This is a genomic window from Erythrobacter mangrovi (genome assembly GCF_013260645.1).
GTDB lineage: Bacteria > Pseudomonadota > Alphaproteobacteria > Sphingomonadales > Sphingomonadaceae > Qipengyuania > Qipengyuania mangrovi.
In genome coordinates this window covers 1,404,834-1,426,921 of the sequence record NZ_CP053921.1, presented here as the reverse complement: position 1 = coordinate 1,426,921, position 22,088 = coordinate 1,404,834, and the positions used below count along the sequence as shown (strand labels likewise).

25 protein-coding genes are annotated in these 22,088 nt (G+C 61.4%); 7 read left to right on the top strand and 18 right to left on the bottom strand.

Annotated features, from left to right (window positions below):
• Positions 1 to 2: 2 nt before the first annotated feature.
• The 9 genes from HQR01_RS07405 to HQR01_RS07365 all read right to left on the bottom strand — a co-directional run bounded on the left by HQR01_RS07405 (position 3) and on the right by HQR01_RS07365 (position 9,070).
• Positions 3 to 668, bottom strand: coding sequence for an OmpH family outer membrane protein (locus HQR01_RS07405; RefSeq protein ID WP_173213942.1), 666 nt, complete (start codon positions 666 to 668; stop codon positions 3 to 5).
• A complete protein-coding gene (gene bamA / locus HQR01_RS07400) occupies positions 668 to 3,367 on the bottom strand; it encodes an outer membrane protein assembly factor BamA (RefSeq protein ID WP_173213940.1) in 2,700 nt (899 codons plus the stop codon). The genes HQR01_RS07405 and bamA overlap by 1 nt, the downstream gene beginning before the upstream one ends.
• A gap of 173 nt (positions 3,368 to 3,540) precedes the next feature.
• Positions 3,541 to 4,683, bottom strand: a complete 1,143-nt coding sequence (rseP, locus tag HQR01_RS07395) for an RIP metalloprotease RseP (protein ID WP_234030287.1) — start codon at positions 4,681 to 4,683, stop codon at positions 3,541 to 3,543.
• A 2-nt stretch (positions 4,684 to 4,685) separates the two neighbouring features.
• Positions 4,686 to 5,837, bottom strand: a complete 1,152-nt coding sequence (gene dxr / locus HQR01_RS07390; RefSeq protein WP_173213938.1) for a 1-deoxy-D-xylulose-5-phosphate reductoisomerase — start codon at positions 5,835 to 5,837, stop codon at positions 4,686 to 4,688.
• The gene (locus tag HQR01_RS07385; protein WP_234030286.1) at positions 5,834 to 6,547 is read right to left on the bottom strand and encodes a phosphatidate cytidylyltransferase; all 714 of its coding nucleotides are present in this window, start codon (positions 6,545 to 6,547) and stop codon (positions 5,834 to 5,836) included. The genes dxr and HQR01_RS07385 overlap by 4 nt, the downstream gene beginning before the upstream one ends.
• Entirely contained in the window at positions 6,534 to 7,217 is a 684-nt protein-coding gene (uppS, locus tag HQR01_RS07380; RefSeq protein ID WP_173213934.1) for a polyprenyl diphosphate synthase, read from the bottom strand. Before uppS ends, HQR01_RS07385 begins: the two co-directional genes overlap by 14 nt.
• Positions 7,218 to 7,242: 25 nt before the next feature.
• Positions 7,243 to 7,800, bottom strand: coding sequence for a ribosome recycling factor (frr, locus tag HQR01_RS07375; protein WP_173213932.1), 558 nt, complete (start codon positions 7,798 to 7,800; stop codon positions 7,243 to 7,245).
• 28 nt (positions 7,801 to 7,828) lie between these two features.
• Positions 7,829 to 8,545, bottom strand: coding sequence for a UMP kinase (gene pyrH / locus HQR01_RS07370; protein ID WP_173213930.1), 717 nt, complete (start codon positions 8,543 to 8,545; stop codon positions 7,829 to 7,831).
• Positions 8,546 to 8,623: 78 nt separating this feature from the next.
• Positions 8,624 to 9,070 (bottom strand): MarR family winged helix-turn-helix transcriptional regulator, encoded by a 447-nt coding sequence (locus tag HQR01_RS07365; RefSeq protein ID WP_173213928.1) that lies wholly within the window; start codon positions 9,068 to 9,070, stop codon positions 8,624 to 8,626.
• A 72-nt stretch (positions 9,071 to 9,142) separates the two neighbouring features.
• Here HQR01_RS07365 and HQR01_RS07360 point away from each other — a divergent pair, with 72 nt between their 5' ends.
• Entirely contained in the window at positions 9,143 to 9,790 is a 648-nt protein-coding gene (locus tag HQR01_RS07360; protein WP_173216218.1) for a glutathione S-transferase family protein, read from the top strand.
• A 119-nt stretch (positions 9,791 to 9,909) separates the two neighbouring features.
• Here HQR01_RS07360 and HQR01_RS07355 read toward each other — a convergent pair whose 3' ends face one another.
• The 4 genes from HQR01_RS07355 to HQR01_RS07340 all read right to left on the bottom strand — a co-directional run bounded on the left by HQR01_RS07355 (position 9,910) and on the right by HQR01_RS07340 (position 11,825).
• Positions 9,910 to 10,251 carry a hypothetical protein gene (locus HQR01_RS07355; protein WP_234030285.1) on the bottom strand — a complete coding sequence of 114 codons (342 nt, stop codon included), beginning with the start codon at positions 10,249 to 10,251 and terminating at the stop codon, positions 9,910 to 9,912.
• Between the two features lie 117 nt (positions 10,252 to 10,368).
• Positions 10,369 to 10,566, bottom strand: coding sequence for a hypothetical protein (locus tag HQR01_RS07350; protein WP_173213926.1), 198 nt, complete (start codon positions 10,564 to 10,566; stop codon positions 10,369 to 10,371).
• 151 nt (positions 10,567 to 10,717) lie between these two features.
• Positions 10,718 to 11,086 carry a DUF2314 domain-containing protein gene (locus HQR01_RS15410; protein WP_407644605.1) on the bottom strand — a complete coding sequence of 123 codons (369 nt, stop codon included), beginning with the start codon at positions 11,084 to 11,086 and terminating at the stop codon, positions 10,718 to 10,720.
• Between the two features lie 436 nt (positions 11,087 to 11,522).
• Positions 11,523 to 11,825: an ArsR/SmtB family transcription factor gene (locus HQR01_RS07340; protein WP_173213922.1), complete on the bottom strand. Its 303-nt coding sequence runs from the start codon at positions 11,823 to 11,825 to the stop codon at positions 11,523 to 11,525.
• Between the two features lie 46 nt (positions 11,826 to 11,871).
• On the opposite strand from HQR01_RS07340, the gene HQR01_RS07335 reads away from it, so the two are divergent.
• The 3 genes from HQR01_RS07335 (at position 11,872) to HQR01_RS07325 (ending at position 14,507) form a co-directional block, all read left to right on the top strand.
• Positions 11,872 to 12,759 (top strand): PhzF family phenazine biosynthesis protein, encoded by an 888-nt coding sequence (locus HQR01_RS07335; RefSeq protein ID WP_173213920.1) that lies wholly within the window; start codon positions 11,872 to 11,874, stop codon positions 12,757 to 12,759.
• Between the two features lie 129 nt (positions 12,760 to 12,888).
• Complete coding sequence (locus HQR01_RS07330; protein WP_173213918.1) at positions 12,889 to 13,308, top strand: hypothetical protein; 420 nt, start codon at positions 12,889 to 12,891, stop codon at positions 13,306 to 13,308.
• Between the two features lie 392 nt (positions 13,309 to 13,700).
• The gene (locus HQR01_RS07325) at positions 13,701 to 14,507 is read left to right on the top strand and encodes a hypothetical protein (protein WP_173213916.1); all 807 of its coding nucleotides are present in this window, start codon (positions 13,701 to 13,703) and stop codon (positions 14,505 to 14,507) included.
• A 226-nt stretch (positions 14,508 to 14,733) separates the two neighbouring features.
• Here the strand turns inward: HQR01_RS07325 and tsf are convergent, their stop codons facing one another.
• Both tsf and rpsB read right to left on the bottom strand, forming a co-directional pair.
• On the bottom strand, positions 14,734 to 15,669 hold the full coding sequence (gene tsf / locus HQR01_RS07320; protein WP_173213915.1) for a translation elongation factor Ts: 936 nt from the start codon (positions 15,667 to 15,669) through the stop codon (positions 14,734 to 14,736).
• Between the two features lie 114 nt (positions 15,670 to 15,783).
• Entirely contained in the window at positions 15,784 to 16,536 is a 753-nt protein-coding gene (rpsB, locus tag HQR01_RS07315) for a 30S ribosomal protein S2 (RefSeq protein ID WP_173213913.1), read from the bottom strand.
• A 350-nt stretch (positions 16,537 to 16,886) separates the two neighbouring features.
• Here rpsB and HQR01_RS07310 point away from each other — a divergent pair, with 350 nt between their 5' ends.
• Complete coding sequence (locus HQR01_RS07310; protein WP_173213911.1) at positions 16,887 to 17,129, top strand: hypothetical protein; 243 nt, start codon at positions 16,887 to 16,889, stop codon at positions 17,127 to 17,129.
• On the opposite strand, the gene HQR01_RS07305 is transcribed toward HQR01_RS07310, so the two are convergent.
• Genes HQR01_RS07305 through HQR01_RS07295 form a run of 3 tightly spaced genes read right to left on the bottom strand, consistent with a single transcriptional unit; the run spans position 17,113 to position 19,868 of the window.
• Positions 17,113 to 17,937 carry a CDP-alcohol phosphatidyltransferase family protein gene (locus tag HQR01_RS07305; protein ID WP_173213909.1) on the bottom strand — a complete coding sequence of 275 codons (825 nt, stop codon included), beginning with the start codon at positions 17,935 to 17,937 and terminating at the stop codon, positions 17,113 to 17,115. The genes HQR01_RS07310 and HQR01_RS07305 overlap by 17 nt on opposite strands.
• A complete protein-coding gene (locus HQR01_RS07300) occupies positions 17,934 to 18,686 on the bottom strand; it encodes a phosphatidylserine decarboxylase (protein ID WP_173213907.1) in 753 nt (250 codons plus the stop codon). The genes HQR01_RS07305 and HQR01_RS07300 overlap by 4 nt, the downstream gene beginning before the upstream one ends.
• Positions 18,687 to 18,725: 39 nt before the next feature.
• The gene (locus HQR01_RS07295) at positions 18,726 to 19,868 is read right to left on the bottom strand and encodes a beta-ketoacyl-ACP synthase III (RefSeq protein WP_199800361.1); all 1,143 of its coding nucleotides are present in this window, start codon (positions 19,866 to 19,868) and stop codon (positions 18,726 to 18,728) included.
• Positions 19,869 to 19,944: 76 nt separating this feature from the next.
• Here HQR01_RS07295 and HQR01_RS07290 point away from each other — a divergent pair, with 76 nt between their 5' ends.
• Both HQR01_RS07290 and HQR01_RS07285 read left to right on the top strand, forming a co-directional pair.
• Positions 19,945 to 20,682: a Crp/Fnr family transcriptional regulator gene (locus HQR01_RS07290; RefSeq protein WP_234030284.1), complete on the top strand. Its 738-nt coding sequence runs from the start codon at positions 19,945 to 19,947 to the stop codon at positions 20,680 to 20,682.
• A 106-nt stretch (positions 20,683 to 20,788) separates the two neighbouring features.
• Positions 20,789 to 22,069 carry a M24 family metallopeptidase gene (locus tag HQR01_RS07285; RefSeq protein ID WP_173213905.1) on the top strand — a complete coding sequence of 427 codons (1,281 nt, stop codon included), beginning with the start codon at positions 20,789 to 20,791 and terminating at the stop codon, positions 22,067 to 22,069.
• The last annotated feature ends 19 nt before the right edge of the window (positions 22,070 to 22,088 follow it).

Genomic DNA, 22,088 nt, shown 5'->3' with positions numbered 1-22,088 from the left:
GCTTAGCGACCAGTCGGCTGCTGCTGTTGCGCAGCTTGCTGGGCGGCCTGTTGCTGGGCGACCTGCAGGATGACCTGCGAAACGGTCTGCTGCGTTTGGAGCGATTCTTGGCGCGGGCGCCAGTCTGCCGGCGGCGTGATCTGGACGGCAGGGACGCGCTGGTTGAGCACGTTGACCAGGTCATCGGTCACGTTGACCACCTCCGGTGCCCACTGGATCGCATCGGGCGTCAGCATGATCTGGATCTTCTTCTGGTTGATCACCTGCTGCTGGACGTTAGCGTAGTCGTTGATCAGCTGCTCGATCGCGTAGGTCTGGGCAAGCACGATCGGCTGCGAAGCCGTCTGGATCGCCTGTTCCTTCTGCTGGATCTGCTGCACCACGGTGGGATTGGCCTGGACTTCCTGCTGCGAAAGCTGGCCGTCCTTGTTGGTGTCGAGGCTCTGCTGGAGCGTCGCGGCTTCTTGACGCAGCGTGCGGACCTGCTGGATCTGCGCGGCATACTGCGTCTCGATCTGCTGGTAGGCGTTGATCCGAGCCTGCGAGCGGACGATCACGGCTTCGGGGCTGCTGGTCGCAATGCCTGCAACCTGTGCCGAAGCGGGAACGGCGATTAAGGCGGCGCCGGCAAGCGCGACGGCCGAAAGAATGTTGGTCTTGGAAGTCATCAGAACTGGGTCCCTACGTTGAAGGAAAAGCGTTTGGTGTCATCGCCGGTCTGGCTCTTGAGCACCTTGGAAAAGTCGATCCGGAACGGCCCGAAAGGCGAATTCCAGTTCACGCCGATGCCGATCGAGACGCGCGGGGACGGGCTGTCGCCAACGAACACCTCCTTGAAGTTCGTCCCGGATATGTACGACGGCGAGTTTGCGCTACCATCCGGCGCGGTGGGGTTGGCGACACGAAGAATCACATCGTTACCCCGATCATCGACGCTGCGCTGCAGGTAGATCAGATTGCCATTGGCATCCTGTTCCTGAATCCCCAAGGGGAAGTCTTGCAGGATCGGCCTCGTCACCTTGAACAACGATCCAACATCGAAGAAGATCGACGGACGCAGGCCCAGTTCGCGCGCGCCGGATCCGAGCGGAAGCTCCAGTTCGGCACGCCCCAAATAGTACGCACGTCCGCCGAGCGCGTCGTCGATACGACGACGACCAGAGAGGGCCTCTTCAATCGACTGCGGAACGTCCGGTGTTGTCGCATCATTGTCGTCATCGACATACTGCAAACGAACGACGCGTGGGCCAATGCCGCGAATGTCGAAGCCACGAATCTGCGGTTCACCGAGCTGGAAGCGATCCGTCAGGCGAACGGAGTCGGTACCGGGAGTATCGCTCCCACCAAGTCCATGGATGTAGCCGCCCTCGCCAGTTACCGAGAAAATGAATCCCGAACCGACAGACCAGTACTTTGCCGCACGCGTCCTGGCACGCAGGTATTTAACCGACCCACCTAGGCCCGCAAATTCAGTAGTGATGCTTGCAGTCTCACCGCGCGACGGACGCAGGCGGCTGTCGAGTGTATCGTAAGCCAGTGTCAGGCCGATAATCGAACTTACCCGGTTGCCAATAGCTTCGCACAGATAACGGCCGGCGATGATCGGATCGCAGGTAAACACCCCGTCGCCATCACGATCGCTGAAGTACTCCCGCCCCAGCGTAACGTCATCGTAATTGAAGGTATAGCTGCCGATTGCCGACACGTACTCGGTCACCGGAACACCTGCACGAAGAGAGAACCCCGTCGTGGCCTGCTCGAACGTGGTGTTCCGCTGGCTATTGCGGAAATTGAAGCTGTTGTAGTCGCGGCGATAGACGTCGAAACCGAGCGAAATGTTGCGATCGAACACGTATGGCTCGGTGAAGCTGATCTGAGCCGAACGCGAATAGCGCGAGTAGTTGAGGCTGAGCCCAATCGTCTGGCCGCGCCCACGGAAATTGCGCTGGCGGATCGAGCCGGCAAGGATGAAGCTTTCGAGCGAGCTGAAGCCAGCGGACAGCTGGAGTTCACCCGTGGCCTGCTCTTCCACATTCGCTTCGAGCACGATCCGGTCGGGCTGGCTGCCTTCGACCTGGTTGATCTCGAAATTCTCCTGGAAGAAGCCGAGAGAATTGATGCGCGCGGTCGAGCGTCTGATCGCGAGTGAGTTGAAGGCATCGCCTTCCGCGGCACGGAACTCACGGCGGACAACCTTGTCCTGCGTCAGCGTGTTGCCGTTGACGTCAATCCGCTCGACGTAGACGCGCGGCGCCTCGCGCAGGACGTAGGTCACGTCCATCGTCAGCGTTTCGGGGTTGCGATTGAACTCGGGGCTGATGTCGGCAAAGGCGTAGCCGAAGGTTCCGGCCAACTCGGTCAGCTGCTCGACAGTATCCTCGACCGCCTTGGCATCGTACCAGTCGCCTCCCGTCATCGCCAACCGACCGGTCATCGCTTCACTGTCGAAGTCGCGGATCTGGCTTTCGACCTTCACGTCGCCGAACTTGTAGCGCTCGCCCTCTTCGATCACGTAGGTGATGATGAAGTCGCGCTTGTCAGGCGTCAGCTCGGCCACAGCCGAGACGACGCGGAAATCGGCGTAACCTTCGGTCAGGTAGAACTGGCGCAGCTTCTGCTGGTCGAAGGCAAGGCGGTCAGGGTCGTAGCTGGTGTTCGAACTGAAGAAACTCGTGAACCGCGCCTGCTTGGTCAGCATTTCCCCGCGCAGGTCGCCATCGGAGAACTTCTCGTTACCGATGATGTTGATCTGGCGGACCTTGGACTTCGGTCCTTCGTTGATCTCGTAAACGATGTCGACGCGGTTCTGGCTCAGCTCCACCATCTTTGGTTCGACCGTCGCGGCAAAACGCCCCTGGCGCTTGTACAGCTCGATGATGCGGGCCACGTCGGCGCGAACCTTGGAACGGGTGAAGATCTGCCGCGGCGAAAGCCTGATTTCGGGCAGGATCTTGTCGTTCTTGAGCCGCTTGTTGCCTTCGAGGATGATGCGGTTGATCACCGGGTTCTCAACAATGGTGATTACTACATCACCGCTGTTGTTGACCACACTGGCGGTCGAGAAGAGTTCGGTAGCGTAAAGGTCCTTGAGGACCTGGTCACCAAGGGCCTGAGTCCAGGTGTCGCCTACCCGCAGCCTGATATAAGACAGGATCGTCTGCGGCTCGAGACGCTGCGCTCCGATCACAGCGATCGTACGCACCGTGTCCTGTTGCGGAACGGGAGCGGGCGCTGCGGCTTCCTCACTCTCTTCTTGAGCTGCCGCGATCTGCGGCACACCCGCCAGCATGGTCCCAGCCAGCAAGGCGATTGCCAGCCGCGCATGAGGGGTGGTGCGACGCGCGGCAGCAGATGCAAAATCAGTCATCGACAAGGGGATCCCCGTCCTCTTCAAAATCTCGAAGACCCGGCAGGCAGCTGCCCCGAACCGGCGTCAGGCCACACGGTATGGGGCAGCCTGTGCGTCCCCTGCCCGATGCGACCCCGCCAATCAAGCATTGCTGCAGCGATTTGCCGACCCCTCGCCTTTCCTTTCCCCGGCTATTTCCCGAATACCGGGAGACCCGCCAGGTCGTTCACAGTGACGAAGATCATAAGCATGAGCACGAGGGCCACGCCGGCACGATACGCCACTTCCTGACCGCGCGGACCGACTGGCTTCCGACGGACCGCTTCCGCCGCGTAGAAAGCCAGGTGCCCGCCGTCGAGAGCCGGGATTGGCAGCAGGTTGATGAATGCCAAATTAAGCGAGATCAGCGCCACGAAGTTGATGAAGGCGAGCGACCCCAGGCTCAGTTGTTCACCCGAATACTTGGCGATCTTGACCGGTCCGCCGAGTTCCTTGACCGACCTTTCGCCGCTGACGATCTGGCCGATGCCGGTCACCATCATATCGACGATCCCGAGCGAGTGGTCGACCGCGAGACCGAGGCTCGAAACCAGCCCCTGCGGCTCGTAAGCATAGGTCGCATCCGTCGCCGCGATACCGACCAGCCCAATGCGCGAAACATTGCCGAATTTGTCGGTAATCTCGTGGCTACCCGCAGTAACGGGAATGGTCAGCTCCGTACCACCGCGCAGTACCGTGATGTCCAGGGTCCGCCCAGGATAGAGCAGGATCGCATCCTGCACATCGCGGAAGCCGTGCACTGCCTCACCATCGATCGATACGATGCGATCCCCTACCTTCAGTCCCGCCTCGCGGGCCGGCGACTGCTCGGCAAAGGTGGAGATGGTAAGCTGCTGTTCGGCATCGGCAGGAACCGGCTTGCCGAAGAAAGCGAAGAAGCTGGCAAAGATTGCCAGCGTCAGCAGGATATTGGTCGCAGGTCCGGCAAAGACGATCAGCGCCCGTTTCCAAAGCGCGGCGTGATGGAAGCTGCCCACGCGTTCGTCGACGGTGGCATTGGCAATCGCCTCGGCATCGGGAATGCTCGCCGGGTTCATATCGCCCTTGAACTGGACATAGCCGCCAAGCGGAAGCAGCGCGAGTTTCCAGCGCGTACCACGTTTGTCCGTGAAACCCCAGATTTCCTTACCGAAACCGATAGAGAAAGCCTCCGCATGCACGCCGAACCAGCGGCCGACGAGATAGTGGCCGAGTTCGTGCACCGTCACCAATGGTCCCAACAGCAGCGGGAAGCCGATCACGTAGTAAACCCACAGGGGCAAGGTCAGGTCCAAGGTCAGGCTAGCTCCAACAATTCGGTGGCCCGCATGCGCGCCTCTGCGTCAACGCCCAGAACCTCTTCAAGGGACCCGGGCGCTGAGGAAAAGCTGCGGTCGTCCAGCACACGCTCTACCAATACGGCAATACGGCTGAACGGAATCTTACGTGCGAGAAAGGCGGCGACGGCCACTTCGTTCGCGGCGTTGAGTACGGCCGGCGCCGCCCCACCCGCTTCGGCCGCCTCTCGCGCCAGGCGGGTCGCGGGGAAGCGCACTTCGTCCGGAGCGAAAAAGGTCAATTCACCGATGGCGGCGAGATCGAGCGGCGCACATGGCGTGTCCATCCGCTGTGGCCAGGCCAGGCACGAAGCGATGGGTACACGCATATCGGATGGGCCGAGCTGCGCCAGCGTCGAGCCATCGCGGTATTCGACCATCGAGTGAATCACACTTTGCGGGTGCACAACGATGCGTATCCGGTCGAGACCGACGGGAAACAGGTGATGCGCCTCGATCAGTTCGAGGCCCTTGTTGAACATGGTCGCGCTATCGACGCTGATCTTGGCGCCCATGTCCCAATTCGGGTGTGCGATCGCCTGCTCCGGTGTCACTGCGCTGAGATCTTCGACCAGGCGCAAGGGGCCACCGCTGGCGGTCAAAGTGATCCAGCGGACGTCCCCGATCCGGCTACCCGCAAGGCACTGGAAGATCGCATTGTGCTCCGAGTCCACAGGCAACAGCGTGGCGCCGTGCCTTGCCACTGCCGCGGTCATCACGTCGCCGGCGGAAACCAACGCTTCCTTGTTGGCGAGCGCGATAGTGCCGCCCTGCTCAATCGCGGCCATCACAGGCCCAAGGCCCGCACAACCGACGATCGCGGCGACCGTCATGTCCACCGGACGGGAAGCTGCCTCACACAGCGCGTCGCGTCCTGCTGCCGCCACAATACCCGTACCCGCGAGCGCTTCGCGCAAATCGCCCAGGCGCTTCTCATCGGCGACCACCGCCACTTCAACGGCAAACTCGCGGGCCAATGCGGCGAGTTCGGCGACATTGCCATTGGCGGTCAGCGCGACGACCCGCCAATCGGCGCGATTGCGACGGATCAGGTCGAGCGTTGACGCCCCGACCGAACCGGTTGCGCCGAGGATGGATATCGAGCGGGTCATCCGGCGCCGCCCAGCAACGCGCCTGCCAGCAGCGCGGCCGGAATCATCCCGTCGATACGATCGAATACCCCACCATGGCCCGGGATGAGCTGCGAGGAGTCTTTCTCCCCGGCCTTGCGCTTGAGCCAGCTCTCGAAGAAATCACCCGCCTGTGCGCAGACGGCGGCAAGCGGGCCGATGAAGAGTATCTGGCTCATATCGATCATGTCGAACTGCGGCAGCATGCTGCCAGTCATCGGATAGCGCACGGCGGCAACCCAGATTACCAACCATAGCGTTGCCCCGATGATGGCACCCAACAGGCCCGCCCAGGTCTTCGACGGGCTGATGGAGGGGGCGATTTTGGGTCCGCCCAGCGCACGGCCGGTGAAATAGGCGAAGGTATCGATGCAGATCACCGTGCCGACGAGCCCGATCACCAGCGGGACGGGCAAACGGCTCATGACCAGGCCGGCAATACCCATATAGGCTACCCCGAAGGCGATCCCTCCCAGCCGCAACGCAAGGTTGGGGGTCGCCTTCCACACCAATCGGACAAGCTCTCCGAAGCCCACAAGCACCACGGCACCGATGAACAGGTCGAGCCAGGGATCACCTGCGATCAGCGCGCCGATTGCCACCGCGAGCATGACCGCCGCCGAAGCGACTCGTACAGGAAGGTCCGCGTTCTTGCGCGGCGCGGCTGCGGCGATTGTCTCAGCGTCCCCCAAAGCGCCTCTCCCGGTTGGCGAAATCCTCGAGTGCCTGTTTGAGGTGGTCGGGCGTGAAGTCCGGCCACAGGACATCGGTGAAGATCATCTCGGCATAGGCCGCCTGCCACAAGAGGAAATTGGACAGGCGCACCTCACCGCTGGTGCGGATCAGCAGGTCGAGCGGGGGGAGCGGAGCCGAAAAGAGGTTGGCGGCGAGGCTCTCCACGGTGATCTCACCGGCAGCAGCCGCCTTGCGAGCGGCCTGCACGATTTCCGCCTGCGAACCGTAATTCAGCGCCACCGCCAGAGTGCGCGAGCCCTTGCTGGTCTGCTCCAGCGCGTCCTCCAGCATCTCCACGATGTCGGGTGCGAGCGCCTGCCAATCGCCAAGGATATGCAGCTTCACGTCGTTGGCGATGAATTCGGGCAGGTCCGATTTGATGAACTTGCGCATCAGGTTCATCAGATCGTCGACCTCGTCCTCGGGTCGCTTCCAGTTCTCGCTGCTGAAAGCGTAGAGCGTCAGGCATTCGATCGAGGTGTCTCTAAGGCTGCGCACCAGCTCGCGCACCGCCTCTACGCCCTTGCGATGCCCCATGGCGCGCGGCAGGTGCTTGCGCTTCGCCCAGCGACCGTTGCCATCCATGATGATGGCGACGTGCCGTGCGTGCTGCCCTTCCCCGCTCATTATGTTCTTGCCAACCCCGAGCCGCTTACTGGCTCAGGATTTCCTTTTCCTTGGCCTGGGCCGCCGCGTCCGCTTCCGCGACATACTTGTCGGTCAGTTTCTGGACGTCGTCCTCGGACCGCTTGCGCTCGTCCTCGGAGATTTCCTTCTTCTTCTCATCTTCCTTGAGCGCTTCCATGCCGTCGCGGCGGACGTTGCGGATCGCTATCTTGGCCTGCTCGGCATAGTTGCCAGCCAGCTTGGCGAGCTCCTTGCGACGTTCCTCAGTCAGGTCAGGCAACGGCAGGCGCAGCGTCTGGCCGTCGATCATCGGGTTGAGGCCGAGATTGGCCTTAGCGATCCCCTTCTCCACCGCGGTCAGGTTCGACTTGTCCCACACCTGCACGCTGAGCATGCGCGGCTCGGGGGCGGAGACGGTGGCGATCTGGTTGAGCGGCATCATCGCGCCATAGACTTCGACCACCACGGGATCGAGCAGGCTGGTGTTGGCGCGCCCGGTGCGCAGCCCGCCGAGATCGCCCTTGAGGCTCTCCACAGCGCCCTTCATGCGGCGCTCGATATCGGCTTTGTCGTACTTGGCCATGTCGGCTTCCTCTATTCTTCCGTTCTGCTCAGTTGGTGACGACCGTTTGCACGCCCTCGCCCGCGATGACCCGGGCAAGATTGCCCTTCTCGCGGATCGAGAAGACCACGATCGGAATGTTGTTGTCGCGACACAGCGCCACGGCGCTGGCATCCATGACCTTCAGATCATCCGCCAGGACCTTGCCGTAACTCACTGTGTCAAAGCGCTTTGCGTCCGGGTTCTTCTTCGGATCGCTGTCATAGACCCCATCGACGCTGGTGCCCTTGAGCAGCGCGTCGCAGTTCATCTCGGCGGCCCGCAGGGCGGCACCGCTATCGGTGGTGAAATAGGGGGCGCCGACGCCAGCCGCGAAGATGACGACACGCCCCTTTTCGAGGTGCCGCTCGGCCCGGCGGCGGATCACCGGCTCGCACACCTGGTCCATCTGCACCGCGCTCTGCACCCGGGTCTGGACGCCGATCTGCTCGAGCGCGCTCTGCATCGCCAGCGCGTTCATCACCGTGGCGAGCATGCCCATGTAGTCGGCCTGTGCACGGTCCATGCCCTGCGCCGCCCCGGCCATGCCGCGGAAGATGTTGCCACCGCCGATGACGAGGCAAATCTCGAGCCCGGTGTCCTTGGCCGCCTTCACCTCTTTCGCCAGTTCCAGCACGAAGGCCGGGTCGATCCCGAACTGCTGGTCGCCCATCAGCACCTCGCCCGAGAGCTTGAGCAGGACGCGTTTCATGGAAGACAGGGGCATGCAGAAAACCTGACGAAGTGGGTTGGTTGACGCGCGGCTTAGCGGCCACGCTCCGGGCAAACAAGTAATGATAAGGACTCAATCGGCGCCTACGCGCAGAAGTAACCGCCGAAGCATCGAAAGCTCGTCGTTGGCCAGCCGGTTTGCGAAGCGCTTGTCGAGCACTTCGGCATAGGCGCGCCCTGCCGCTTTCTGGGTCAGTCGGCCGGCCTTGGTCAGCGTCACGAGGCGCGATCGGCCATCGTCGGGCGCCACCGCGCGTTCCACCAATCTCCTCGCCTCGAGCCGGTCGACAAGGCGCGAAATCTGGTACTGCCGCAGCAGCGTTTCGGCCTCCAGTTCGGATAGCGAGAGCGGCCGCGCAGCCCTGCGCAGTTCGAGCAGCGCGTCATATTCCTCGAGAGACTTCAGCCCGTGGCGCCTGAGCGCGGCTTCCGCATCGCGCCGAACATCCTGGTAAGCCCGGACGACCGCGGGCCACGCCCTCGCCGAATCGCCATCCGCCAACTGGTCATTCCCAACCAAGACGCCCCACCCCTTGTCGTCGCCTCTTCCATATTTATATGCAAATGCATCTAAATTCAACGAGTGACCGAAATGCGCCTTATCAGCCACAAGCTTTGCCCCTATGTTCAACGCGCCGCGATCGTGATGCTGGAGGCGGGCGTGCCGTTCGAACGGGTCGACATCGACCTCGGCAACAAGCCCGACTGGTTCCTGGCAATCTCGCCCTTGGGCAAGACCCCTGTGCTCGAAGTGGATGGCACGGCCCTGTTCGAGAGCCAGGTGATCGCCGAATACCTCTACGAGACCGCAGCCCCCGCGCTCCACCTCACCGACCCGCTGGCACGCGCGCGGCAGCGGAGCTGGATCGAGTTCGGCTCGACCCTGCTCAATGCGATCGCCGGCCTCTACAATGCGCCCGACGCGGCGGCGTTCGAAGCGAAGCGCGCAGAGATCCGCACCAAGTTCGAGCGGATCGAGCCCGAAATCGCCGGTCCCTTCTTCGAAGGCGAGCAGTTCCGCCTGATCGACGGCGTCTGGGCGACGGCGATGCGCTATTTCGACGTCATCGAGGCAAAGTTGCCGCTGGGCGTGACCGACGGACTGCCGCGCACCTCAGCCTGGCGCGATCGCATCATGCAGCGCCCATCGGTGCAAGCCGCCGTGTCCGAGCAATATCCCGAGCTGTTGATGAGCTTCTTGCGAGCGCGCAATTCAGAGCTGTCGCGATTGCTCTCATAGCAGAGATCAAAGCGACATAGACAATCACCCCTTGTGATGCTGGTGCCGCACTGTTTGATCATACAAGGTGAAGGCTTGCGGACACTCCAGGCTGAGCCTTTTCGGATGGCAAGCGAGCGCTAATCGACGACTGACACTTCCCCAATCAATCCGCTGTCCCATAGGTAGAACTTCCCTGCATTGCGCATGACGTCAGCTCCCTCTGCGGACAAGAAGACAAATCCAACGTTTTCGCGCTTATCTCCCGGCTGGAGCGGCTCTTCCAGTAGCGGCCAGGCAATATAACCCGGTTGATCGAGTCCTTCACCGAGCCTGCAAAGACACCCCCAACCGGGCCAGGCAGGCCAGTGCTTGCCCCCATCTTTGGTGGCGTAGAGCACGAAATCCCCGACCAGCTGAGGACTCTTCGATCTCAGGGCTTCAGCGCGACTTGCGTAGGGGTTCAGCATACTCTCGACCATAACCGCAATGCCCAGCACTTCACCGATACTCGCAACCGGTTCGTCTTCAACCAGCCTGCTCGCAGAGTATTTCGTGTCAGGTAAATTCGACCGCTAAAGGGCGTGAAGTGCCCCATGCTACCAGCCATAGCGCTCCGGATCCTTAAGTATCATGTCCACAGAAGCCCTGGCATCCTCAATATCCACCAACCTGAGCAAGTGGAGCAGCTTGGCGCGATTCCTCGCTCTTACAGCGGTATCAAATGCCTCCATCAGACCAGCATGAAAGAGACGTTCAACTACGGTCATGCCTGTGTATCGAGTCGCGTCGGCCATGTAGTTTTCCTGACAACTCCGCCTATTGCCCGCGATCGTGGTCGCTAACCGAGTTGCCGCTTTGGGTTATTGGGATATGCCGCCGAACGATTGATTTTAGGTCCGAAGCGAATGTCCTCCAACAGCGGCAACGATGCTAGATTGCTTATCTTCAGTCGGCCCAGCCCAATTGTTGCTTGGCTTCCTTGACTACATGACTTGGCATATACGACATCATCACTCTTGTCTGAAAGTGGCCTTGGGCGACCCCATTCTTGACGTATGACCAATCTACGATCTGATCAGGGTCAATCTCAACTTCTTGCCCTTGGTGGAAGTCTGGTGCGAGCGGTTGATTGCCAAGTCTCCCGAAAACCCGATCACCGCGGACAGCTATGTCAGTTGCCCATATCAACTCAGCATCGCTCTCGGGAGTGAGATTGAACTTCAGTATGAATTCCCGATCATTCGGATCTGGGTGGTGATAGGCATGCCAAAACGTCGGAAGGCTCTCCCTTGCCTCTGCTTTCGCGACTAACATTGCGGGATCATTCGGTTCGAATGCGATCCCCGCAGGAGCTTGACGGACCCACTTCCACGACCAGAACATGACGAATACACCGAGGAGAACCAAGGGCCACCACCCATTCCTGACTGTGCTCGAACAATCATTGGCGCAAGCCGTTAGGGGAGATTCCATCGCCGCCAAGTACTTCGCCAGAAAACTCGCACGCAGCATACTACTCTCCGCAATGCCGTTGATTGCACAACGTTATTTGGTGAGACTATGAATAATCAGTTGATTATTAGATATTCTAGATAGGCCTCTGCATTGCACTTCGGACACTGGTCGGCAAACCACGTGTAACAAGCGGTCGAGAGTGCGTCACCGCACCGTGCCGACGCCCCGCAGAGTCAAAATTACACGGCGGATCCGACCGGTTTCCAAATGTCAGCCCTTCTGGAGACCTACCCGCCTACAAACCGTTGGCGAGCGCCTTACCAATTTCGGCAATCCGCCCCTCATTGCGGCGGTAGAAGGTCCATTGCTTGATCCGCTTGGGCGTGACGAAATCCGCCTCCACCAGCAGGCGCATATGCTCGCTGAGTGTCGAGGGTGTCAGCCCCAGCTTCTTGGCAATCAGCACCGCGCACACGCCGTCTTCCACCAGGTCGCCGTCGACCTGCGGCGGGAAGTTGGCGGCCGGGTCCTTGAGCCATTCGAGGATCTGCAGTCGGTGCGCATTGGCCAGGACACGATAGATCTTTTCGCCTTGCATTTCGTTTTTTTGCCAACTACCGAACCACTCGTCAAGAGGAGGTTCCATGGCATCCGTGCGTTTCGAAACCGTCGACGTGTTCACCGACCGGCGCTTTGGCGGCAATCCGCTGGCCGTGTTCGTCGAAGCCGACGCCATCGACGATGCCACGATGCAGGCACTGGCTGCCGAAATGAACTATAGCGAGACGACCTTCGTCCTCCGTGCCGCCGATCCCGCGAACGACGCCCGCGTGCGGATATTCAACCGCAAGCATGAAATGCCCTTCGCGGGCCATCCGATGATCGGAACCGCATTCGTCATGGCACGGAAGGGCATGATCGATGGCGATATGGCACGGCTCGAAATCCCCGCCGGCATCGCCAAGGTCACGCTTTCGCGGGATGCGAACGGCTCGCCTGTGGGCGGTACGGTCGAGGCCCCGCAGCCGGTGGTCATGGGCATGGAGTTCCCGCACGAGCGCATCGCCGAATGCCTGCAGATCGCGGCGAGCGACATCGTCGCGACGACCCACGCCCCCATCTTCGCGACCTGCGGCAATCCCTATATCTTCGCCGAGATCGAACGCGACGCCGTGGCGCGCTGCACCCCCGATCTGGCGGCCTTCCATCGCGCCGCCGATGACTATCCTGAACTCAACGGGCGCTTCTCGCTGTTCGTCTACGCCCGCGAAGAGCGGACCCTGTGGGCGCGCATGTTCGCGCCGCTGGCCGGAACCTGGGAAGATCCCGCAACGGGCAGCGCCAACGCGCCATTGGCCGGCCTGCTGCTCGATCGGCTAGGCGGCGACGAAATCGACTTCACCGTGCACCAGGGGCTGGAGATGGGTCGTCCCAGCCTGATCGCCGCGCGCGCATGGCGCGTCGGTCCGGAAATCAGGACCAGCGTTTCGGGGACAAGCGTACCGATCTTCTCCGGCACGTTCGATTTCTGAATACGCCCCTCATTAAGCCCTTCGGAAGCTCGGGCCATCGCATTGTCCCGTTTCTAAGCAAGGCAAAGATTGGGCGCCGCACCCTTGGCCACAGGTGCTAGTCTGGCTGCATCCATCGCGGGGGTGCATATGAGCAAAGCGCACGGCATGTCGAAGATCGCCTTGGCAGTATTGGCGATCACACTGCCCTTCCCGGCTTCTGCGAGCGAAGACATCACTATCGCGAGAGGCTGGCGCCTGGTCGACGAGGTCGAGACGGGCACCTGCCGGGCAGACATCATCGGCAACGGGCTGTTCTACCGGATTTCGGCAGTCGGATTCCGTTCCGGGGAACCCGTGCGGTACCGGCTGACCAACGATGCGGCGCAGGAAATCGATGGACGGATTCCTGGCGTCGAGTACCGGCTAAGCGCCCGCGAGGACGGAACTTTTCGGCAGTTCTATATTCCCTTCATCCCCAATCGGACTGGCGGTCGGGTGACGATCTCATTGACCAGCGCAAGCTGCAGCCTCCAGCTCGGGTTCGATTGGCGACGGCGGAGTGTCTAGGACCCAATTGCCGAGAGAGAGCGAATGGTCGTGACGGGATTAGGCCGTCCATAGGGATCCCGTAAGAACCGTATTTCCCACTCCGTGCACACGCAAACTTCGCATCGGTTCGTTCGAACCGTGACCACGAGATGAGTGAGCAGTTCATCTGGTTTGGGCCGGCGAGAGGCGATCCTTTGCCGGCTGGTCATCGTTCGGTGTATGATCACAAGGCTGAGCGAGTCGGCTTTTGCCAACTTGAATAGACGCAGCTGCCTTGGGGAATTGACGGTTACTGCGCAAAATTGCTCGATCCAGGCTTGAACAATCCAGCCAAGGGACAATCGACGTTCGAACTAGCTCAGTGGATTCAGGGAGCCAATCTCGCACAGATAGTGGAAGTGGCGATGCCAATGCTGACCAAACATGAGATGACCCTCTTGCCGCCTGTGAAGGGCAGGTGGGCCCACTTCGCACTCCAGGCCCTCGTCTTGTTTGGCGCGGCGATTCTTTTGCTGATGCCCGCGTGGGCCTACGGCGGAGGAAAGATCGAACTGATCTATGATCCGGCGAATTTCTCAAGTCCGCTCGACATTCACAACCAATACTTCCCGCTCGTTCCGGGCACGGTCCTTACGTACATGGGTGAAGGCGAAGACGGGTGCGAATGGAACGTTGTGACGGTCACTTCCGATGTCCGGGCGGTGGCGGGGATCGATACGCGGGTTGTTCATGATGCCGCCTATGAAGACGAGGCCTGTGATGGGTACGACGCTGGTGAGCTTGTCGAAGACACCGAAGACTGGTTCGCACAGGACGACAGCGGCAATGTCTGGTACCTCGGCGAATACTCGCAAGACTGCGATGGTGCGGGAAATTGCGAGCCCAACGACGGCTCATGGGAGGCCGGTGTGAACGGCGCCGTGGCCGGCATTCAGATGCTTGCCGAGCCCACGCCGGGCACCGAGTACTATCAAGAGTACTACGAGGGTTTTGCCGAGGATCAGGCCAAGGTGCTGCGCACCGGTGCGTGGATCTCGCTCTACAACAGCGAGGTGTTCGATCATGACCTGCACAACTGTGTGGTGACCAAGGAATGGACCGCGCTGGAACGTGGCTCGATCGAGGAGAAGTTCTACTGCCCCGACGTGGGCCTGGTGCTGGTCAAGGAGCATCACGGAAAAGTGTTGCGGGTCGAGCTGGTAGCGCTCGCGCTCTAGTGCTCAGCCATGCAGGTCCAACCGTATTTCCTACTCGAAACGCGCGCGCTAGCTTCGCGTCGGCTCCTTCATATCGTAATTCCCGCCTCCGCGACGCGCTTCCCTACGGAAAGGCGAACCCCCGTCTGTACTTCGTCAACAAGCTCCCGCCGCCTCGACCCGACACATACGAAAAAGGCCGCCGAAGCGAACTCCGGCGGCCCAATCCTGTAGGAAGCGTTTCCGCTTAGCCGGCGACGGCAGCGGCGACTTCGGCAGCGAAGTCGCTCTCTTCCTTCTCGATGCCTTCGCCAAGCTGGAAGCGGACATAATCGACCAGCTTGATCGAGCTGCCTGCTTCCTTCGCAGTGCGGGCAACATATTCTTCGATCGTTGCCTTGCCGTCCTTCACGAAAATCTGGCTAAGCAGCGCGTTTTCCTTGGCGTATTTCTTCACCGCGCCTTCAACCATCTTTTCCTGCACGTTTTCGGGCTTGCCGCTTTCGGCCGCCTTTTCGGCAGCAATCTTGCGCTCGCGCTCGATCACCTCCGGGTCAAGGCCATCGGCGTCCAGCGCCAGCGGGAACATGGCAGCCGCGTGCTGGGCAATATCGCGGCCCAGAGTAGCAAGCACATCGGCGCTGGCATCGCCTTCAAGCGCCACCAGCACGCCGATCTTGCCAAGGTCCTGCGCATCGGGGGAAACCGCATTGTGCATATAGGCGACAACCGCGCCCTGCGCGACTGACACGGTCTTCATGCGGCGGACCTGCTGGTTTTCGCCAATGGTGGCGACATTGTCGGTCAGCTTGTCGGACACGGTGCCGCCATCGGGATAGGCAGCGGCCTTCAGCGCGTCGACATCGTCACTGTCCAGGTCCAGCGCGACCGCGGTGGTCTTGCGCACGAAGTCCTGGAACTTGTCGTTCTTGGCGACGAAGTCGGTTTCCGAATTGACTTCTACCGCCACGCCCTTGGTACCCTGAACGGATACGCCGATCAGGCCCTCGGCCGCAGTACGGCTCGACTTCTTCTGTGCGGTGGCAAGGCCCTTGGCACGCAGCGCGTCGACCGCGGCTTCCATGTCGCCATTGGCTTCGTCGAGCGCCTTCTTGGCGTCCATCATCCCCGCGCCGGTCTTTTCGCGCAGAGCCTTCACGTCAGCGGCAGTGAATGCAGCCATGGTATAATTCCTTCTCAAATCTCAAGTGCGGGCACCGGGCCAGCTTCGATGAGCGGCCCGGCGCGTAGCTTCGGTATGTGACGGGCGCGTTGCTGCGCCCGGTCACCGAAAGGCTCAGGCCTCGATGGCTTCCTCGGGCGGGGTTTCCATCGCGCCGATGTCGGCACCCGAATCCTGGATGCCTTCGCCGCGACCCGTGCTCGCCGCCTGGGCGATCGCATCGCAGTAAAGCTTGATCGCGCGAGCCGCGTCGTCGTTGCCCGGGATCGGGAAGGCGATGCCTTCGGGATCGACGTTGGTGTCGAGCACCGCGACAACCGGGATACCGAGGACGTTGGCTTCCTTGATCGCCAGGTCTTCCTTGTTCGCGTCGATCACGAACATCACGTCGGGGATGCCGCCCATGTCGCGGATACCGCCGAGCGACATTTCAAGCTTGTCGCGTTCGCGGGTGAGCTGGAGGACTTCCTTCTTGGTGAAGCCCGAAGTGTCGCCCGAAAGCTGCTCTTCAAGCGTCTTGAGGCGCTTGATCGACTGCGAGATCGTTTTCCAGTTGGTGAGCATGCCGCCCAGCCAGCGGTGGTTGACGAAGTGCTGACCAGAAGCGCGGGCAGCCTGGGCAACCGCTTCCTGCGCCTGGCGCTTGGTGCCGACGAACAGCACCTTGCCGCCCGAACGCGCGGTCTGCTGGACGAAGTCGAGCGCGCGCGCGAACAGCGGCACGGTCTGCGACAGGTCGATGATGTGGATGCCGTTGCGCGCGCCGAAGATGTACGGCTTCATGCGCGGGTTCCAACGGTGGGTCTGGTGGCCGAAGTGTGCGCCGGCCTCAATCAGTTGCTGCATGGTGACGGTAGGAGCCGCCATAATCATATTCCTTTCCGGTTCTGCCTCTGGAAAGCTGGAACCCGTTATGCGGAGTGTCCCGCGACGAGCACCGGTATGTGCGCTTTCCATGTGGATTTGCCCGACTACGAAAAGGCCGAATTGGCCGAATCCGTTGCGGACCGCGCGCCCTTAGCCGTCATCGAGAGGGAAATCCACCCTCCATTCGTCGTAAAAAAACGAAAACCCGGCGCGAAAAGCGCTTGACTTGTGAGAACAAAACAGGAACATTGTTCTCATCGCCGGAACGACCGGCGGGCAATACGGGTTTTCCACCAGATATCCCCTGGCTGTCAACAGAGCTTTCAACAGTCGGGCAGGGAGAATTTGCTATGTTCGCATTGTTCCTAGTCGCACTCTTCGCCCTCACTGCCGTCGCAGCGCTGGGCGTGCTGGCCGATAGCGGCCTGCGCTGGTGGTCCGCTTTCGGCCAGCTGCGACGCGAAGTGATCCGCACGGCGATCGTGGCACCGCTGCCGGATCTGCGCCCCACGATTTCAGCGGGAGGGTGTTCGGGATTCGGTCGTGGCGGGACGCGCCAGCCGGTGAAAGCCTCGATCAGCCGCGTCGCTTGATCCGCGCATAGCGGACCAGAGTGTATGGCAGCAGCAACAGATAGCCGACGCAGATCGCGCTAAGCGTCCACCAGGGCTCCACCAGCAGCGCAGCGAAAAGCAGGCCAACGAAGGCCAGCACTTCCAGCCTGATTCCACGACGTGGGCGAAGCGACGCCCAGCTTGGCGTGGCCATGTTCGAAATCATCAGCAGCGCGATTGCGACAAGCCACGGGCCCACCAGCAGGGGCTGGCGAAATTCCTCGAGCCCGGTCGCCATCCAGAGATAGAAGGGCGCGAAGGCCAGGCCCGCACCCAGCGGCGCCGGAACACCGGTGAGGAAGCCCAGCGACTTGTGCGGCTGATGCTCGACATCGATCTGCGCATTGAAGCGCGCGAGGCGCAGGGCGCAACAGATCGCAAAAGCCAGTGCGGCAAACCAGCCCAGGCGCGGCTCGACTGAAAGCGACCACAGATAGAGCACGATCGCAGGGGCCGTGCCGAAACTAAGCGAATCAGCAAGACTGTCGAGCTCCGCGCCAAACCGCGATTGCGCGTTGAGCGCGCGGGCGATGCGCCCGTCGATCCCGTCGAGAAGCCCGGCCAGGATGATCGCGACCACGGCAGCGCCCCAGTTCTCCGAGATCGCGAAGCGGATTCCCGTAAGGCCCGAACACAGCGCTGCTGCCGTTATCGCGTTGGGGACCATGGCGCGCAGCGAAAGTCCTCGCGAGCGTCCCAACAGTGGACGCTCGTCCTCCGCCGCCTTGGGTCCAAGCCTCGCCCGCTCCTCCGGCTCGGCCGAAGTCTTGTCGGGCGCAGCGCTCATTGCGAAACACCCTCGAGCAGCTGCTGCGATCCAATTTCGGCGAGAATGGTTTCGCCCGCGACAATGCGCTGGCCGAGCAGGACCTTGGAATCGGTGCCCGCCGGCAGATAGACGTCGACCCGGCTACCGAACCGGATCAGGCCGATCCGTTGCCCTGCCCCGACCGTGTCACCGGGCTTCACAAAGGGCACGATACGCCGCGCCACCAGGCCGGCAATCTGAGTAAAGCCGATCTTGAGACCATCCATCCGCTCGATCAGGATATGCTGGCGTTCGTTCTCTTCGCTGGCCTTGTCGAGACCGGCATCGAGGAAACTGCCCGGAATGTAGATCACGCGGCGAATCGTGCCAGCGATCGGGGCGCGGTTGATGTGTACATCGAACACCGACATGAAGATCGAGATGCGCGTCACCTTGCCTGGGCTGAGCCCGTCGTGCCCCGTCCCGTCGTCGACCATCATCTCTGCGGGCGGCTCGACCTCGGTAATCAGTGAAACCAGCCCATCGGCCGGAGCGATGATAACGCGATCATCCTGCGGGACCACGCGTTCCGGGTCGCGAAAAAAGGCGAACACCCCTCCTGAAAGGAGCAACAGCGGCCAGCCGATTATCTCCCAGTCGAGGCCCAACAGGAAAGCCAAGCTGATCACGACGGCGATAACGCCGAACTTGCGTCCTTCGGGATGGATTGAGGGGAACGACCAGCGGACGTCGCCGCGGCCGCGGTTGTCTAGGAGATCACCTGCCATGGGGGCCACTTAAGCCTAGCGGCGCGGTGCCACAACCCGTCACGCGGCCTTGCGCACAAACACCGTGCCGGCCGAATACCCGGCACCGAAGCTGCAAATCAGCCCTGTATCACCTGGGGCGAGGTCTTCATTGTGAAGGTGGAAGGCAATGATCGAGCCCGCGCTCGACGTATTGCCATAGGTATCGAGAACGGTCGGACTCTCGTCTGCATTTGCTTCATGGCCCAGCACGCGGTGCGCGATAAGGCGGTTCATGCCAGCATTTGCCTGGTGCAGCCAAAGCCGCCGCAACGCATGCGGATCGAGCCCCAGCCTGCCCGCTTCCGATACGATCATTTCGGCGACCATCGGGACCACTTCCTTGAACACCTTGCGGCCTTCCTGGACGAAGAGCTTGTCCGCGCTCCCCTCGCTGCCGGGATTCGCACGATTGAGGAAACCGAAGTTGTTGCGAATATTGTTGGAGAACACCGTCTTGAGGCGAGTACCTAGAATGTCCCAATGCACCGCAGGCGCGATTGCAGCATCCTCGACCAGCACTGCTGTAGCGACGTCCCCGAAGATGAAATGGCTGTCCCGGTCACGCCAGTTGAGGTGGCCACTGGTAATTTCCGGGCTGACCACCAGCACGCTCCGGGCATTGCCCGAGCGGATATAGTCCGCGGCTGTCTGGATGCCGAATGTGGCGCTGGAACACGCGACGTTCATGTCGAACCCGAAGCCGTCGATCCCCAATGCCTGCTGGATCTCGATCGCCATCGCCGGATAGGCCCGCTCCATGTTCGAGGCGGCACAGAGTACCGCATCGACATCCTTGGGATCACGCCCGGCGCGCGCCAGGGCATCCCGTGCCGCCTTGACCCCAATTTCGGCCAGGATCGACAGCTCTTCATTCGAGCGCTCGGGCCAGCGCGGGGCCATGATGTCGGGATCAAGCACCGGCTCCTTGGCCATCACATGACGGGCCTTGATTCCGCTCGCCTTCTCGATGAACTCGACCGAGCTTTCCTGCAGCGGCTCCATTTCGCCTGCGGCGATTGCCTCTGCATGGGCCTCATTGTGTCGCTTCACATATTCGTTGAAGCTAGCAACCAGTTCCTCATTGGTGATGCTTTCCACGGGCGTAAACAACCCGGTAGCGGAAATGACGGGGCGTCCGGTCATCGTGGTGTCCTGATTCATGGGATGCCGGATTAAGCGCCGCCTCGCCTTGGGGCAAGACGCACCGCAAAGGTTGGCACTCGCGTCCCTTCGCATTATGGCCGACGGTATGGATGCTCCCGCCACCGATCGCCCAACCAATTTCTGCGATGCCTGCGCAATCCGCAATCGCGCCATTTGCGGCGATCTCGATAATCGGGAAATAGGCCTGCTCAACGACATCGGGCGCCGCCGCCGCCTGGAGGCCGGCGAGCAGCTCTTGTGGGAAGGCGATGAAGCGATCCTCGTTGCCAATGTTATCGAGGGCGTGCTCAAGCTTTCGACCCAGACCGCCGACGGCAAGGAACAGATTCTGGGCCTGGTCTACCCATCGGATTTCCTCGGCCGCCCCTTCGGCCAGACTACGCCCTATGGCGTCGAGGCCCTGACCGAAGCGCATGTCTGCGTGTTCGAGCGCCGCGACTTTGACCGGTTCGCGCGTGAGCACCCTCGCCTTGAGCACAAGCTTCTCGAGCGTACGCTGGCCGAACTCGATCGCACACGGCGCTGGATGCTGCTGCTGGGTCGGATGAATGCCGAACAGAAGCTGGCAACCTTCCTGATCGAGATGGTCGATCGCCTGGAAGACAAGAGTTGCGCTCTTAACGGGCTCGAAGGGCCGCAGGCCGTCAGCCTGCCCCTTTCTCGCCAACAGATCGCCGACGTGCTCGGACTGACCATCGAGACGGTCAGTCGCCAGCTTACCAAGCTCAAGAAGGACGGGTTGATCGATCTTCCCGCCCGGCGAGAGGTCATCATCCTCGACGCTGACGAACTGGCCATGCGTGCCGGCTAAGGGGTATAAAGCGGACTGCAAGACGATCCTTGCTGCGGTCGCGCTTTGTGCATGCGGCAATGCCGCGACTGCATCAGCGGATATCCCAGCGGCCCCCATCTTGCCGATGAGCGACGATGAGCAGGTCGCGCCCGAATACCCGCCAATCCTGCCAATGCGCGATCGTGCTGCGGTGATCGACCGCATCCTCGCCGAGCGGCTGGAAACCGTCATTCCGGAGATCATGCGCGAGACCGGCACAGCAATGTGGATCGTCACCGCGCGGGAGTATTTCGAGGATCCGGTGATCGCGACCATGCTCGATGCCGAGAGCATGCATGCCCGCAGGCGCACCATCCTGGTCTTCTTCGACCCTGGCGATGGACGGTCAGTGGAACGGCTGACCGTCAGCCGCTACGGCCTGGGTAAATTGTTCCAGCCCAGTTGGGACCCCGCGGACGAGCCGGACCAGTGGCGGGCGGTTGCGGACATTATCGCAGACCGCGATCCGGCGACCATCGCGATCAATACGTCGGATCTCACCGCCTTCGCCGATGGCCTGACGTTGAGCCAGTACAATGCGATGCTGACAGCCCTGCCAGAGGCATATCGTCAACGGATCGTGTCGGGCGAAACGCTGTCGCTACGCTGGCTTGAGTCGCGCAGTACCGAGGAGCTGGCGATCTACCCCGGCATCGTGCGCCTGGCCCATGCGCTGATCGAAGAGGCTTTCTCGCGAAAGGTCATCACTCCCGGAGAAACCACCACCAACGACGTCGTGTGGTGGTACCGCCAACAACTCGCCGAACTGGGCCTCGACACCTGGTTCCAGCCATCGGTCGGCATCCAGCGCCGCGGCGCGACAGGAATGCTCGAAGGCGAGGTAGTCATTCAACCGGGCGACCTGCTGTGGACCGACTTCGGGATAACCTACCTCCGGCTCAACACCGACACGCAGCACCTCGCCTACGTGCTCAAGCCAGGAGAGACCGCAGCACCAGAAGGGCTGACGCGAGGCCTTGCCGCCAGCAATCGAGTGCAGGACATTTTGCGCGCCTCATTCCAGACGGGCCGAAGCGGCAATGAGGTCCTTGCACTGGCTCGTCAGCAGGCCTTATCGGAAGGGTTGAATCCTTCGATCTACAGCCACCCAATCGGCTTTCACGGCCACGGCGCTGGAACAGCAATCGGCTTCTGGGACAACCAGAATGGCGACCCTCGCGGCAATTACCACATCCGCCCGCATACAACGTGGTCGATTGAGCTCACGTCCCACAATGCCGTGCCCGAATGGGATGGCCAAGTCGTGGATTTCCGCACCGAGGAAGACGCGTTCTTCGATGGTTCGACGGTCCGCTTCCTCGATGGGCGACAGACGAATCTGACGTTGATCTCCTCAGAACCGTGACGGCGCCGGCAGGGTCCAC

Coding starts and splice junctions, on each gene's coding strand:
- HQR01_RS15410 (WP_407644605.1), bottom strand. CDS start 11,086: ATGTTAGTCGCGAAAGCAGAGGCAAGGGAGAGCCTTCCGACGTTTTGG.
- HQR01_RS07295 (WP_199800361.1), bottom strand. CDS start 19,868: ATGAATCAGGACACCACGATGACCGGACGCCCCGTCATTTCCGCTACC.
- dxr (WP_173213938.1), bottom strand. CDS start 5,837: ATGACCCGCTCGATATCCATCCTCGGCGCAACCGGTTCGGTCGGGGCG.
- HQR01_RS07305 (WP_173213909.1), bottom strand. CDS start 17,937: ATGAGCGCTGCGCCCGACAAGACTTCGGCCGAGCCGGAGGAGCGGGCG.
- HQR01_RS07340 (WP_173213922.1), bottom strand. CDS start 11,825: ATGCAAGGCGAAAAGATCTATCGTGTCCTGGCCAATGCGCACCGACTG.
- HQR01_RS07350 (WP_173213926.1), bottom strand. CDS start 10,566: ATGGCCGACGCGACTCGATACACAGGCATGACCGTAGTTGAACGTCTC.
- HQR01_RS07325 (WP_173213916.1), top strand. CDS start 13,701: ATGCTGACCAAACATGAGATGACCCTCTTGCCGCCTGTGAAGGGCAGG.
- uppS (WP_173213934.1), bottom strand. CDS start 7,217: ATGAGCGGGGAAGGGCAGCACGCACGGCACGTCGCCATCATCATGGAT.
- HQR01_RS07310 (WP_173213911.1), top strand. CDS start 16,887: ATGTTCGCATTGTTCCTAGTCGCACTCTTCGCCCTCACTGCCGTCGCA.
- pyrH (WP_173213930.1), bottom strand. CDS start 8,545: ATGCCCCTGTCTTCCATGAAACGCGTCCTGCTCAAGCTCTCGGGCGAG.
- HQR01_RS07355 (WP_234030285.1), bottom strand. CDS start 10,251: ATGGTCGAGAGTATGCTGAACCCCTACGCAAGTCGCGCTGAAGCCCTG.
- HQR01_RS07300 (WP_173213907.1), bottom strand. CDS start 18,686: ATGGCAGGTGATCTCCTAGACAACCGCGGCCGCGGCGACGTCCGCTGG.
- HQR01_RS07290 (WP_234030284.1), top strand. CDS start 19,945: ATGGCCGACGGTATGGATGCTCCCGCCACCGATCGCCCAACCAATTTC.
- HQR01_RS07360 (WP_173216218.1), top strand. CDS start 9,143: ATGCGCCTTATCAGCCACAAGCTTTGCCCCTATGTTCAACGCGCCGCG.
- HQR01_RS07335 (WP_173213920.1), top strand. CDS start 11,872: ATGGCATCCGTGCGTTTCGAAACCGTCGACGTGTTCACCGACCGGCGC.
- tsf (WP_173213915.1), bottom strand. CDS start 15,669: ATGGCTGCATTCACTGCCGCTGACGTGAAGGCTCTGCGCGAAAAGACC.
- bamA (WP_173213940.1), bottom strand. CDS start 3,367: ATGACTGATTTTGCATCTGCTGCCGCGCGTCGCACCACCCCTCATGCG.
- HQR01_RS07405 (WP_173213942.1), bottom strand. CDS start 668: ATGACTTCCAAGACCAACATTCTTTCGGCCGTCGCGCTTGCCGGCGCC.
- HQR01_RS07285 (WP_173213905.1), top strand. CDS start 20,789: ATGAGCGACGATGAGCAGGTCGCGCCCGAATACCCGCCAATCCTGCCA.
- HQR01_RS07330 (WP_173213918.1), top strand. CDS start 12,889: ATGAGCAAAGCGCACGGCATGTCGAAGATCGCCTTGGCAGTATTGGCG.
- frr (WP_173213932.1), bottom strand. CDS start 7,800: ATGGCCAAGTACGACAAAGCCGATATCGAGCGCCGCATGAAGGGCGCT.
- rpsB (WP_173213913.1), bottom strand. CDS start 16,536: ATGGCGGCTCCTACCGTCACCATGCAGCAACTGATTGAGGCCGGCGCA.